Below are 12,193 nucleotides of genomic sequence, written 5' to 3'. Positions count from 1 at the left end.
GTCGTGGGAGGTCACTTGTTGGCGCCGAGCTCGATCGGCACGCCGACGAGGGAGCCGTACTCGGTCCAGGAGCCGTCGTAGTTCTTGACGTTCTCCACGCCGAGCAGCTCGTGCAGGACGAACCAGGTCAGCGCGGAGCGCTCACCGATGCGGCAGTAGGCGATGGTGTCCGTGGCGAGGTCGACCTGCTCGTCGGTGTAGAGCTCCTTGAGCTCCTCGTCCGACTTGAAGGTGCCGTCGTCGTTGGCGTTCTTCGACCACGGGATGTTGCGGGCGGTCGGGATGTGGCCCGGCCGCTGCGACTGCTCCTGCGGCAGGTGGGCGGGGGCGAGCAGCTTGCCGGAGAACTCGTCGGGCGAGCGGACGTCGACCAGGTTCTGCGAACCGATCGCGGCGACCACGTCGTCGCGGAAGGCGCGGATCGAGAGGTCCTGCGGCTTGGCGCTGTAGTCGGTGGCGGCCCGCTCGGGGACCTCCTCGACCAGCTCGCGGGCGTCCAGCTCCCACTTCTTGCGGCCACCGTCGAGCAGCTTGACGTTGTCGTGGCCGTAGAGCTTGAAGTACCAGTAGGCGTACGAGGCGAACCAGTTGTTGTTGCCGCCGTAGAGGACCACCAGCGTGTCGTTGGCGATGCCCTTCGCCGACAGGAGCTTCTCGAAGCCCTCCTGGTCGACGAAGTCACGGCGGACCGGGTCCTGGAGGTCCTTGGTCCAGTCGATCCGGACGGCGTTCCTGATGTGGTTCTTCTCGTAGGCGGAGGTGTCCTCGTCGACCTCGACGATGGCGAGGTTCGAATCGTCCAGGTGCTCCTGCAGCCAGTCGGCGTCGACCAGGACGTCGCTACGGCTCATGCTCTTTCTCCTCCGGGGCAGTTGCGGCGGGGCGTGCGAGTGCGAAGGGGTGCGCGAGGCCGAAGCCCGGCATGGCGCACGAATAGCCCTGAGCTGGGCAGGGGAAACGCGGAAGTCGGAGCTTCCGCTCAGAAGGTGCGACAGAGCATGGCGGCGACACGGCACAGGTCCACTGCCCGCCGCTTCGTCAGATCCGCCTGTCGCTTCATGCTGTCGAGCTTAGGGACGGAGCGGCGGGCGTGTCACCGCCATGTCGCATCGTGAGACACGATCGTCCGGAATACGGGATAAAGAAGCGCCCGGCGAGCCGTGGCACGGCTCCCGGGCGCCTTCTCCCCGCCACGCAACTGCGGTGCGGACGGGGGCGTCTCGCCTGTCGGACGGCCGTTCGGCGTCCCGGACCGGTACTACCCGGCCAGCCGCACGTCCGAACCCCGCACCGAGATCTCCAGGCCCTTCGGCCCCGCCTCGACCTTGTCGAGCCGTACGCCGCCCGGCAGGTCGTCGATGGCCTGCTGGAAGTCGGTGATCTCACGGACCGCGTTCTCGGCGAGGTCGAGGCCCGCCAGGTCCGGCAGCGAGTCGGTGCGCACCTCGACCTTGTCGCCCTCGACGCCGACCGTGCTGAGCACCGCGAGCTGCTTGGTCCCGATCACCGGGGCGTCGATCTCCAGACCGACCTCGATCTTGCCGCCCCCGCCGTCGGAGAGGCTCACCACCCGGGCGGTGACACCGGGGGCCACCTCGGTGGGCTCGGACTTCGCGGCCTTCAGCAGTTCGTCGTACGCGATCGTCGCGGTGCCGGTCGCGGAGGCGGCCGTGGCGGAGCCGAAGTCGCCGGAGAACTCGACGCCCGACATGGCGGCCCGCAGGTCGTCGATACGGATCCGCTCGCCGTCGCCGGCGGCCGCCTCGTAGTTCTGGATGCCTATCTCGACGTCGTCCAGCCCGCCGCCGGCGACCTGGGTGAGGAACGGGAAGCCGTTGATGGCCACCTCGGGGGTGCCGGCGAGGCCCTCGGAGGTCCGCAGCCGGTCCGCGACCTCGTCCTCGGCGAAGCCGACGGCGAGCCGGTCGGCGGCCACGAACAGGCCGCCGAGGATCACGACGACGATCAGAAGTACTCGCAGCGCGCGCATGTATCCCCACCCCGGCGGTCAGTCACGGACGACGGTCACCGTAACGCGGAACCGAACACCTGCCGGGATTTTGTCGATCACCTGTGACAGGCGGCAGGTCAGACCAGCGCCCGCCCCAGTACCCACAGCACCGGCGCCGCGGCGCTCAGCGGCAGCGCCACACCGGCGGTGAAGTGGACGAACCGGGAGGGGTAGTCGTAGCTCGCCGCCCGGTGACCGATCAGCGCGCACGCGCCGGCCGCCGCGCCGAGCAGCGCACCCGCGCCGCTGCCGACACCGGTCATGCCGGCGACCGCGATGCCCGCGCCCGCCGCCGCGAGCAGCGCGACGGCTACGGAGGCCGGCGTCGGCAGCGGCAGCGCGCGGGCCAGGACGGCCACGGCCACCGCGACGGCGCCGACGACGACCGCGTCCGGCTCGGCGGCCAGGTGGCCGGTGGCGATGACCGCGAGCGCGGCCGAGACGACGGTCGCCATCAGGCCGTACATCCGGGTGTCCGGGTCGGCGTGCGAGCGCAGTTGCAGCACGAGGGTCAGCAGCACCCACACCCCGAGCGTGCCGAGGATCGCGGCCGGCGCCTGTTCGCGGCCCGCGACCAGCAGCGCCACGTCGGCGGTCAGCGCGCCCGCGAACGCCAGCGCGATGCCCTGCCGGGCGGGCCACATGCCGTTCAGCCGGAACCAGCCCGCGGCCGTGACGGCCTGGAGCAGGACCAGCGGGACGAGCAGGGCGTACGTGCCGAGCGCGGCGCCACCGGCCATCAGCAGTCCGAGCACCGCGGTGAGCGCGGCGGGCTGCAGTCCGGGCTCGATGATCGGCGACCGCCCTTCGAGCCGGGCCCGCTGAGCCGCCGTGAGCGGCGCCTCCGGAGCGGCGTGGGCCTCGGGGGCCGGCCGGAGCGGCTCGTAGGACTGCGACTGCTGCGCCCACTGCCCGCTCTCCGGCGGCTGCTGCGGGACGTACGCGGGGGTCTGGTGGGCCTGGGTGTCCCAGGTCCTGCCCTCCCACTGCTGGGTGTGCGCGCCGCCGTAGGGCTGCTCCGGGTACGGGGCCTGCTGGTACTGCGGCGCCTGCCGGGGGTGGGGCCGGTCCTGCGGGTACGAGGTGTGTCCCTGCTGGTGCGGAGACCCGCCGCCCTGCTGGTACTGCGGCTGCCCCTCCTGGTACTGCGGCTGCCCCTCCTGGTACTCGGGTCGGCCCTGCCGGTGGTCGGGCTGTCCCTGCTGGTACGGGGGCTGCTGCTGCCCGTACTGCGGCTGCCCCTGCCGGTACGGGTCGTACCCGGCGTCGTACGCGCCCTCGTAGGGCGGCTGGTTGCTCATCGGTGTGGTCACCCTCCTGCGAACGGCGGGAGCACCTCGACCGTGCCGCCCTCGGCCAGCCGTACCGTCTCATGCCCGCGGGTGCCCACGGGGTCACCGTCGACGAGGAACGAGCATCGCTGCAGCACGCGCACCAGTTCACCGGGGTGTCGCTCGCGCACGCCGTCGAGCGCCTCCGCGAGCGTCGACGCGTCGAAGTGCTCCTCGGCGATGCCCGCCGCCGCCTTCGCGGCCGCCCAGTAGCGCACCGTGACCTTTGCCATCCCGTCCTCGAGTCGATCGGCAGAACCTGGCTCTGACTACGGTCAGGCTAGCCCGCCGCGCGGACGGCCCAGTCCCCGATACGGGTCAGGAGGGCGTCGCCCGCCGCGTGCTCGGCGTGGCCCATGCCGGGCTCCAGCCACAGTTCGCCGTGGCCACCGGCGGCCTCGGCCAGCATGCGGGGGTGGTCGAGGGGAAAGTAGCCGTCGCGGTCGCCGTGCACGATGAGCAGCGGCGTCGGCGCGATCCGGGGCACCGCCTCGACCGGCGACAGCGGGACGGGGTCCCAGCCCCGGTGGTGGATGCGGGTGCGCAGTCCGTAGCGGCCGAGGAGGCGGCCCTCGGGGCGGGTGATCAGCCAGTGCACACGGCGCATCGGGACCGTGCCCCGGTAGTACCAGCGGGCCGGGGCGCTCACCGACACCACCGCGTCGGCCTCCCCGGCATGGAGTGCCGCGTGCCGCAGCACCACCGAGCCGCCCATGGAGAAGCCGACGGTCACCACGCGCGCGTGCCCCTGTTCCCGCGCCCACGCCACCGCCGCCGAGAGATCGAGGATCTCGCGGTCGCCGACCGTCGAGTGCCCGCCGGACGCCCCGTGGCCCCGGAAGGAGAACGTGACCACGGCGCCGTGGCGCGCGAGAGCGGCGGCGACCCGGCGCACATGCGGCTTGTCCAGATCACCGGTGAACCCGTGCGCCACGACGAACGCCGGGTGATCAGTGGAGGGCGTCAGGGTTTCGTATACGGCCGGGCCCGGTGCGTACCGGGCGTCGATCCGCACACCGTCCGTGGTGTGCAGAAACGTCCGCGACGGCGCGGTTCCGCTCACCGGCGGCGTCTCACATGCCGGACGAACAGGGGTGGAACGTGCCGCTTGGCCTGCCGGAGCGTTGCTCATGTGGGCTATTCTGCTGGGTAGAGGACTCGGGCAGCGTTGCCCCCGGGTCCTTTTGTGCTTTCGGAAGCGTTGTATACAAGGCGGAGAACAGCAGGTGGCCGCCGGTGTACGGGCCCCGGGATCGCAGAGCAGTGCCGCATCGCACCACGTCCTCGCAGGGACCGAGGAGGAACCAGACATATGAGTTCTCTGCTGCTCCTGACCAACGCTCTCCAGCCGTCGACGGAGGTTCTGCCCGCGCTCGGGCTGCTGCTGCACAACGTGCGCGTGGCTCCGGCCGAGGGCCCCGCCCTCGTCGACACCCCCGGTGCCGACGTCATCCTCATCGACGGCCGGCGTGACCTCCCCCAGGTCCGCAGCCTCTGCCAGCTGCTGCGCTCCACCGGCCCCGGCTGTCCCCTCGTCCTCGTGGTGACCGAGGGCGGACTGGCGGCCGTCACCGCCGACTGGGGCATCGACGACGTGCTGCTCGACACCGCCGGACCCGCCGAGGTCGAGGCCCGCCTGCGGCTGGCCATGGGCCGGCAGCAGATGGCCGGCGACGACTCCCCGATGGAGATCCGCAACGGCGACCTGTCGGTGGACGAGGCCACGTACAGCGCCAAGCTCAAGGGGCGCGTCCTCGACCTCACCTTCAAGGAGTTCGAGCTCCTGAAGTACCTCGCGCAGCACCCGGGCCGCGTCTTCACCCGCGCCCAGCTGCTCCAGGAGGTCTGGGGCTACGACTACTTCGGCGGCACCCGCACGGTCGACGTCCATGTCCGGCGGCTGCGCGCCAAGCTCGGCCCCGAGCACGAGTCGCTGATCGGGACCGTCCGGAACGTCGGTTATCGATTCGTTACGCCGGAGAAGGTGGACCGCGCCGCGGACGAGGCCAAGGCCCGGGCGGCCCGGCCAAAACCGGAGGATGCGGGCGAGACGGCCCAGTTGGGCCGCGCCGAGGTACCGGCCGACGTCTAGCGGGCGCGCGGGCGCACCTCATGGGAATGCGTCCGCCCCCGCGGGGCCGTGGACAACGCCCCGTACGCCCTGCCCGGAGCGGGTCCATCCGCGTAGACTCCGCGCGTGGCCAAGGTGACTCGGGACGATGTGGCGCGGCTGGCGGGTACCTCCACCGCCGTGGTCAGTTACGTCATCAACAACGGACCCCGGCCGGTCGCCCCGGCCACGCGCGAGCGTGTCCTCGCCGCCATCAAGGAGCTGGGCTACCGTCCCGACCGGGTGGCCCAGGCGATGGCCTCCCGGCGCACCGACCTCATAGGCCTGATCGTCCCGGACGCCCGCCAGCCCTTCTTCGGGGAGATGGCCCACGCCGTGGAGTGGGCGGCCGCCGAGCGCGGGAAGATGGTGCTCGTCGGGAACTCCGACTACGTCGGCGAGCGCGAGGTCCACTATCTGCGGGCGTTCCTCGGTATGAGGGTCTCCGGGCTGATCCTGGTCAGCCACGCGCTCAACGACATGGCCGCCGCCGAGATCGACGCGTGGGACGCCCGTGTCGTCCTCCTCCACGAGCGCCCCGAGGCCATCGACGACGTCGCCGTCGTGACGGACGACCTGGGTGGCGCCCAGCTCGCCGTACGCCATCTGCTGGAGCACGGCTACGAGTACGTGGCCTGTATGGGCGGCACCGCCGATACGCCCGCCGTCGGCGACCCGGTCTCCGACCACGTCGAGGGCTGGCGGCGCGCCATGGCCGAGGCCGGGCTGCCGACCGAGGGACGGCTCTTCGAGGCGCCGTACAACCGCTACGACGCCTACCGCGTCGCCCTGGAGCTCCTGTCCGGCCCGAGGAGGCCGCCCGCCGTCTTCTGCTCCACCGACGACCAGGCTCTCGGTCTGCTGCGCGCGGCGCGCGAACTGCGGATCGAGGTGCCCGGGGAACTGGCGGTGGCCGGCTTCGACGACATCAAGGAGGCGGCGCTCGCCGACCCGCCGCTGACCACGGTCGCGTCCGACCGCTCGGCGATGGCGCGGGCCGCGGTGGACCTCGTCCTCGACGACGGGCTGCGGGTGGCGGGCTCGCGCCGGGAGCGGCTGAAGCAGTTCCCCTCACGGCTCGTGGTGCGCAGCTCCTGCGGCTGCTAGGGCACCCTCGCCCGGCCTCCGCCCCGGCCTTATATCGGGCATACAAGGTTCTGCCGGGCTTCTCAGACAGCGCTCAGGAAGCTCTCATGGTCGGGCGACACGCTCATGGACATGACCGAGAGCTTCCGCCGCGACGGCGAGTACGAGCACCGCGGGAACCCGTACCGGGGCGAGTGGCGGCACACCCCCTCTCCTGTCGACCCCGAGTGGCCGCCCCCGCCCACGCACCCGCCGACGGCGCCGCTCGCCGAGCCCGTGGCCGCGCCGTCCGGGGCGAGGAGGCGCGACCGCGGGACCGGCGCGCTGCTGGCCGCCGTGGCGATCGTCGCCGCGGCCGTCGGCGGCGGCACGGCGTACGGCTTCCAGGAGCTGACCGGCGGTGGCACGGCGGCGTCCGCCGGCACGAGCACGAACGCGGTGCCGACCGGCCGGAAGGGCACGGTCGCGGGCGTGGCCGAGGCGGTCGGCCCGAGCATCGTCGAGATCAGCGCCGCCACGGACGCCGGGGCGTCGACCGGCTCCGGCGTGATCATCACCGATGACGGCGAGATCGTCACCAACAACCACGTGGTCTCCGGAGCCTCCCGGGTCGAGGTGACCACCGGCGACGGCAAGGAGTACACCGCGCGGGTCGTCGGCACCGACAGCGGCAAGGACCTCGCCCTGATCAAGCTGGAGGACGCCTCCGGGCTGTCGGCGGCGACCCTCGGTGACTCCGACGGCGTGCGGGTCGGCGACCAGGTCGTGGCGATCGGCTCGCCCGAGGGCCTGACCGGCACGGTCACGAGCGGCATCGTCTCCGCGCTGGACCGCGACGTGACCGTCTCCACCGGGGAGGGCGGGCAGCGGCAACAGCCGGGAGAAGGCTGGCCGTTCGCGTTCGAGGGCAGGGAGTTCAACGGCGACACCGGGTCGTCCACGACGACGTACAAGGCGCTGCAGACGGACGCGTCCCTCAACCCCGGCAACTCCGGCGGCGCGCTGCTCGACATGAACGGCGACGTCATCGGGATCAACTCCGCGGTGTACTCGGCGGCGGGCTCGTCGTCCGACGCGGGCAGCGTGGGCCTCGGCTTCGCGATCCCGGTCGACACCGTCAAGGCCGACCTGGCGAAGCTGCGGGCGGGGGCCGCGGCCTGAGGCCGCCGGACCGATACCGCCGGACCGGCCGGCGTCCGCGGACGTGCGACGCTGGCAGCGTCAGCCTCCGCCTCCCACCGTACCGAGGAATCCAGAAGCCATGAGCCCCGCCGAAGGCGACCGTGACCCCCAGCGCATCCTCATCGTCGACGACGAGCCGGCGGTGCGCGAGGCACTCCAGCGCAGCCTCGCCTTCGAGGGGTACGACACCGAGGTCGCGGTCGACGGCGCGGACGCGCTGGAGAAGACGTCCGCGTACCGGCCGGACCTCGTCGTCCTCGACATCCAGATGCCCCGCATGGACGGCCTGACCGCCGCGCGCCGCATCCGGGGCACCGGGGACACGACGCCCATCCTGATGCTGACGGCCCGCGACACGGTCGGCGACCGGGTGACGGGCCTGGACGCCGGGGCGGACGACTACCTGGTCAAGCCCTTCGAACTGGACGAGCTGTTCGCCCGTGTCCGCGCACTGCTGCGACGCAGCTCCTACGCCGCGGCGGCCGAGGCCGGCGCGCCGGAGGACGAGGCGATGGCCTTCGCCGATCTGCGCATGAACCTCGCCACGCGGGAGGTGACGCGGGCCGGGCGGCCGGTGGAGCTGACGCGCACGGAGTTCACGCTGCTGGAGATGTTCATGGCCCACCCGCGGCAGGTACTCACCCGGGAGCAGATCCTGAAGGCGGTGTGGGGCTTCGACTTCGAGCCGTCGTCCAACTCCCTGGACGTGTACGTGATGTACCTGCGCCGCAAGACGGAGGCGGGAGGCGAGCCGCGGCTCGTGCACACCGTGCGGGGCGTGGGCTACGCGCTGCGGCAGGGCGGGGCGGAGTGAGCACGGTGCCCTGGCGCTTCCGCGCCCTGCCCATCCGCTCCCGGCTGGCGCTGCTGGTGGCGGCGGCGGTGGCGTTCGCGGTGGCGGCGGTCTCGGTGAGCTGCTGGTTCATCGTGCAGGGGAGGCTGTACGGCCAGGTCGACGACGACCTCAGGAAGGCGTCGGTCAGATTGCCCGGGCAGCTCCAGGACGCCCTCGACAACTGCACCGGGACGCCGTACGGCACCGGTCTCTTCCGCAACAGCTACTCGCAGCTGGTCCAGGAGGACGGCACCGTCTGCGTCCTCCAGGACTCCCCCGCGGCGGTGAAGGTCACCCAGGCCGACAAGGACGAGATCAGGACGGGGAACACCCGCGGCCTGTACTTCCGCAACGGCGCCGCCGGCGACGGCACCGAGGTCCGGGTACTGACCCGGCCGCTGGGCGCCACCACCACGGCCACCGGACAGAGCGGACCCCATGTCGGGCTCGTGGTCGCCGTGTCCCTGAAGAGCACTCAGAACACCCTGAACGAACTCGCTCTGCTCCTCCTCCTCGTCTCCGGCATCGGCGTGGTCGGCGCGGGAGCCGCCGGCCTCGCGGTCGCCCGCGCCGGTCTGCGCCCCGTCGACAAGCTCACCGAGGCCGTCGAACACGTCGCCCGTACCGAGGACCTGAACGTCCGTATCCCGGTGGAGGACGACTCCGAGGACGAGGTCGCCCGGCTCTCGCGTTCCTTCAACTCCATGACCTCCGCGCTGGCCAGCTCCCGCGACCTGCAGCAGCAGCTCATCGCGGACGCCGGTCATGAGCTGCGCACGCCGCTGACCTCCCTGCGCACCAACATCGAACTGCTCACCCGCAGTGAGGAGACCGGCCGCCCCCTGCCCGAGGCCGACCGCAAGGCGCTGCTCGCCTCGGTGAAGGCCCAGATGACCGAGCTCGCCGCGCTGATCGGCGACCTCCAGGAGCTGTCCCGCCCGGCCACCGACCAGCAGGCGGGTAAGGCCCAGGTGATCGCCCTGCACGACACGGTCGAGTCGGCTCTGCGCCGCGCCCGCCTGCGCGGCCCCGAGCTGACGATCACGGCGGACCTGGACCCCTGGTTCGTGCGGGCGGAGCCGTCCGCGCTGGAGCGGGCCGTGGTCAACATCCTGGACAACGCGGTGAAGTTCAGCCCGGAGGGCGCGACGATCGAGGTCACGCTGCACGAGGGCGTCCTCACCGTCCGCGACCACGGCCCCGGTGTCCCCGCCGACGAACTCCCGCACGTCTTCGACCGTTTCTGGCGCTCACCCTCCGCCCGTGCGCTGCCCGGCTCCGGCCTCGGCCTGTCCATCGTGGCCCGTACGGTGCAGCAGTCGGGCGGCGAGGTGACGCTGAGCCCGGCGGAGGGCGGCGGCACGGCGGTGACGGTACACCTGCCGGGTGCCGCGACCCCGCCACCCGCGGTGCCGTAGGCACGGACGTCCGTGCCCCGGCACCGCCCGCCCTCGGTTCTCGCCGACGGCCCGCGCTCGTCTCTCGCCGACCGCCCGCCCTCGTCTCTCGCCGACGGCCGGTCCGGAGCCCGGCAGCCTGACCCGGATGCCGTCGGTCTCCGCCTCGGGGTCCGCGGCCGGTCTCGGCCCGTCCCGGAGGGTGTCCGCGGCCCGGTGCTCGGCGTGGGGCAGGGGGGTGCGATCCGGTTCACCGCGGACTCCCGACGGCGGTGAACCGGTCGCGGTGCCTCCCGCTATCGCACGACCGTGATGCGGTTCGCCGCCGGCGGCGCGATCGGGTTCGCCGCCGAGGAGTTGGCCGTCAGGTACTTCCCCAGGGCCGCCAGGTCGTCCTCGCCGACCAGGTCATTCGTGCCCTGCCCCAGTGTCGGGAATCCGTCGCCGCCGCCCGCGAGGAAGCTGTTGCTCGCGACGCGGTAGACCGCCGACGGGTCGATCGCCGCGCCGTTCAGCCTGACGGAGTCCGTGACCACGCGGTCGGCGCCGCTCTTGGTCAGGTCCAGGGTGTAGGTCAGCCCGGCGGACGGCTGGAGCACCTTCGGGGAGGCCGCGTTGGCACCGCTGACCTGCTCCTTGAGGATCTGGATCAGCTGGGCGCCCGTGAAGTCCTGGAGGTTGACGGTGTTGGCGAACGGCTGGACGGTGAAGCCCTCGGCGTAGGTGACCACGCCGTCGCCCTCAGCGGCCTTGGCCGCGTAGGTCAGGGGCGCCCGGATGCCGCCCGGGTTCATCAGCGCGACGTCCGTCTCCGGATCCAGCTCCTTGCCGTAGGCGAGCTGGGCGTCGGCGATGAGGTCGCCGAGCGGGGACTCGGTGCCGGTGCTGGTGATGTCGGCGGAGATGTGGCCGATCGCGCGGTTGCCGATGGGCGCGGCCAGGGTGTTCCACCGGTCGATCAGACGGGTCATGTCCGGCGCCTTGGGGACGTCCCGGGTGACCACGTGGTTCGCCGAGCGCACGGCCGTGCGGGCGATGTCACCCGTCCACCGGTCGTACGTCAGCGTCGTGTCGGTGTAGAGGCGGCCGAAGGAGGACGCCGAGGTCACCATGCGGGGCTTGCCCGCCGGGTCGTCGATGGTGCACACGTACGGCGCGTGGGTGTGACCGGTGACGAGCGCGTCGACCTGCGGGGTGACGTTCTTGGCGATGTCGACGATCGGGCCGGAGACGCCGTCGCCCGCGCCCGGGGAGTCGCAGTCGTAGTTGTACGCGGTACCGGCCGGGAAGCCGCCCTCGTGGATCAGCGCGACGATGGACTTCACGCCCTGCCGCTCGAGGACCTTCGCGTACTTGTTGATCGTCTCGACCTCGTCCTTGAAGACGAGGCCCTTGACGCCCTCGGCGGTGACGATGTCCGGGGTGGCCTCCAGGGTCACGCCGATGAAGCCGACCTTGACGCCGTTCTTCTTCCACACCCAGTAGGGATCGAGAAGGGGCCGCTTCGTCTTCTCCTTGAGGACGTTGGCCGCCAGGTACGGGAAGTCGGCGCCCTTGAACCTCTTGTCGGTGTAGCAGCCCTCGGTGGGGTGGCAGCCGCCGTTCTGGAGGCGGGTCAATTCCCTCGCGCCCTCGTCGAACTCGTGGTTGCCGACGCTCGTCACGTCGAGATCGAGCTTGTTCAGGGCCTCGATGGTGGGCTCGTCGTGGAAGAGGCCCGAGATCAGCGGGGAGGCGCCGACCATGTCGCCGCCCGCCGCGGTGATCGAGTACCTGTTGCCCTCACGGGCCTCGCGCAGATGCGTCGCCAGGTACTCGACGCCGCCCGCGTCGATGGTCTTCGTGGTGCCGTCGGGCTGGAGCTCGGTGACACGGCCGGAGGATCCGGCCGGCGGTTCGAGATTGCCGTGCAGGTCGTTGAAGGACAGCAGCTGCACGTCCTGGTAGCGGCCCGGTCCGTGCCCTCCGTGGTCGCCGTGGGCGCTCGCCGTCGACGGCAGGGCGGCTGCCAGCGCGCCGACCGTGGTGAGTCCGGCGGCTGCGGCGAGCAGGCGGGTCGTACGTCGTCTGCGGTCTGGCTGAGGTGTGGCCGGCATGTGCTCCCCTGTGTCTTCTCAGGCCATTGTCCGATCGGCCGCAGCCTAGGGTCAACGCGCGTAGCGGCACAGGGGGTTCAGGGTTACATCCTGGTACCACAGACGTTTTCCCGTGCTTTTCCCCCTCGGCTCCCCTTACCGCCAC

The 12,193-nt window shown here is 72.0% G+C and carries 12 protein-coding genes; 5 read left to right on the top strand and 7 right to left on the bottom strand.

The window, feature by feature from the left end; translation table 11 throughout:
* Positions 1–11 precede the first annotated feature (11 nt).
* From ACWCPM_RS30715 to ACWCPM_RS30690, 6 genes are all read right to left on the bottom strand, one after another.
* Positions 12–851, bottom strand: coding sequence for a sulfurtransferase (locus ACWCPM_RS30715; RefSeq protein WP_450979527.1), 840 nt, complete (start codon positions 849–851; stop codon positions 12–14).
* A 128-nt stretch (positions 852–979) separates the two neighbouring features.
* A complete protein-coding gene (locus ACWCPM_RS30710) occupies positions 980–1,060 on the bottom strand; it encodes a putative leader peptide (RefSeq protein ID WP_350310325.1) in 81 nt (26 codons plus the stop codon).
* Positions 1,061–1,258: 198 nt separating this feature from the next.
* Complete coding sequence (locus tag ACWCPM_RS30705; RefSeq protein ID WP_450979526.1) at positions 1,259–1,990, bottom strand: LmeA family phospholipid-binding protein; 732 nt, start codon at positions 1,988–1,990, stop codon at positions 1,259–1,261.
* Positions 1,991–2,088: 98 nt separating this feature from the next.
* Positions 2,089–3,312: a hypothetical protein gene (locus ACWCPM_RS30700; RefSeq protein ID WP_450979525.1), complete on the bottom strand. Its 1,224-nt coding sequence runs from the start codon at positions 3,310–3,312 to the stop codon at positions 2,089–2,091.
* Positions 3,313–3,320: 8 nt separating this feature from the next.
* Positions 3,321–3,575, bottom strand: coding sequence for a MoaD/ThiS family protein (locus ACWCPM_RS30695; protein WP_450979524.1), 255 nt, complete (start codon positions 3,573–3,575; stop codon positions 3,321–3,323).
* Positions 3,576–3,622: 47 nt separating this feature from the next.
* On the bottom strand, positions 3,623–4,474 hold the full coding sequence (locus ACWCPM_RS30690) for an alpha/beta hydrolase (protein ID WP_450979523.1): 852 nt from the start codon (positions 4,472–4,474) through the stop codon (positions 3,623–3,625).
* Positions 4,475–4,654: 180 nt separating this feature from the next.
* Here ACWCPM_RS30690 and ACWCPM_RS30685 point away from each other — a divergent pair, with 180 nt between their 5' ends.
* The 5 genes from ACWCPM_RS30685 to ACWCPM_RS30665 all read left to right on the top strand — a co-directional run bounded on the left by ACWCPM_RS30685 (position 4,655) and on the right by ACWCPM_RS30665 (position 9,973).
* Positions 4,655–5,434 (top strand): winged helix-turn-helix transcriptional regulator, encoded by a 780-nt coding sequence (locus ACWCPM_RS30685; RefSeq protein WP_450979522.1) that lies wholly within the window; start codon positions 4,655–4,657, stop codon positions 5,432–5,434.
* A 105-nt stretch (positions 5,435–5,539) separates the two neighbouring features.
* Positions 5,540–6,559, top strand: coding sequence for a LacI family DNA-binding transcriptional regulator (locus ACWCPM_RS30680; RefSeq protein ID WP_450979521.1), 1,020 nt, complete (start codon positions 5,540–5,542; stop codon positions 6,557–6,559).
* A gap of 105 nt (positions 6,560–6,664) precedes the next feature.
* Positions 6,665–7,699 carry a S1C family serine protease gene (locus tag ACWCPM_RS30675; protein ID WP_450979520.1) on the top strand — a complete coding sequence of 345 codons (1,035 nt, stop codon included), beginning with the start codon at positions 6,665–6,667 and terminating at the stop codon, positions 7,697–7,699.
* 100 nt (positions 7,700–7,799) lie between these two features.
* On the top strand, positions 7,800–8,534 hold the full coding sequence (locus ACWCPM_RS30670; RefSeq protein ID WP_450979519.1) for a response regulator transcription factor: 735 nt from the start codon (positions 7,800–7,802) through the stop codon (positions 8,532–8,534).
* On the top strand, positions 8,531–9,973 hold the full coding sequence (locus ACWCPM_RS30665; protein ID WP_450979518.1) for a HAMP domain-containing sensor histidine kinase: 1,443 nt from the start codon (positions 8,531–8,533) through the stop codon (positions 9,971–9,973). The genes ACWCPM_RS30670 and ACWCPM_RS30665 overlap by 4 nt, the downstream gene beginning before the upstream one ends.
* A gap of 275 nt (positions 9,974–10,248) precedes the next feature.
* Here ACWCPM_RS30665 and ACWCPM_RS30660 read toward each other — a convergent pair whose 3' ends face one another.
* The gene (locus ACWCPM_RS30660) at positions 10,249–12,048 is read right to left on the bottom strand and encodes a bifunctional metallophosphatase/5'-nucleotidase (RefSeq protein WP_450979517.1); all 1,800 of its coding nucleotides are present in this window, start codon (positions 12,046–12,048) and stop codon (positions 10,249–10,251) included.
* Positions 12,049–12,193: the final 145 nt, after the last annotated feature.

The sequence above is a fragment of the Streptomyces sp. NPDC002309 genome (assembly GCF_053593375.1).
Note: the sequence above shows the minus strand (reverse complement) of the source record. Positions and strands in the feature narration are given on the sequence as shown.

Coding starts and splice junctions, on each gene's coding strand:
- ACWCPM_RS30715 (WP_450979527.1), bottom strand. CDS start 851: ATGAGCCGTAGCGACGTCCTGGTCGACGCCGACTGGCTGCAGGAGCAC.
- ACWCPM_RS30710 (WP_350310325.1), bottom strand. CDS start 1,060: ATGAAGCGACAGGCGGATCTGACGAAGCGGCGGGCAGTGGACCTGTGC.
- ACWCPM_RS30705 (WP_450979526.1), bottom strand. CDS start 1,990: ATGCGCGCGCTGCGAGTACTTCTGATCGTCGTCGTGATCCTCGGCGGC.
- ACWCPM_RS30700 (WP_450979525.1), bottom strand. CDS start 3,312: ATGAGCAACCAGCCGCCCTACGAGGGCGCGTACGACGCCGGGTACGAC.
- ACWCPM_RS30695 (WP_450979524.1), bottom strand. CDS start 3,575: ATGGCAAAGGTCACGGTGCGCTACTGGGCGGCCGCGAAGGCGGCGGCG.
- ACWCPM_RS30690 (WP_450979523.1), bottom strand. CDS start 4,474: ATGAGCAACGCTCCGGCAGGCCAAGCGGCACGTTCCACCCCTGTTCGT.
- ACWCPM_RS30685 (WP_450979522.1), top strand. CDS start 4,655: ATGAGTTCTCTGCTGCTCCTGACCAACGCTCTCCAGCCGTCGACGGAG.
- ACWCPM_RS30675 (WP_450979520.1), top strand. CDS start 6,665: ATGGACATGACCGAGAGCTTCCGCCGCGACGGCGAGTACGAGCACCGC.
- ACWCPM_RS30670 (WP_450979519.1), top strand. CDS start 7,800: ATGAGCCCCGCCGAAGGCGACCGTGACCCCCAGCGCATCCTCATCGTC.
- ACWCPM_RS30660 (WP_450979517.1), bottom strand. CDS start 12,048: ATGCCGGCCACACCTCAGCCAGACCGCAGACGACGTACGACCCGCCTG.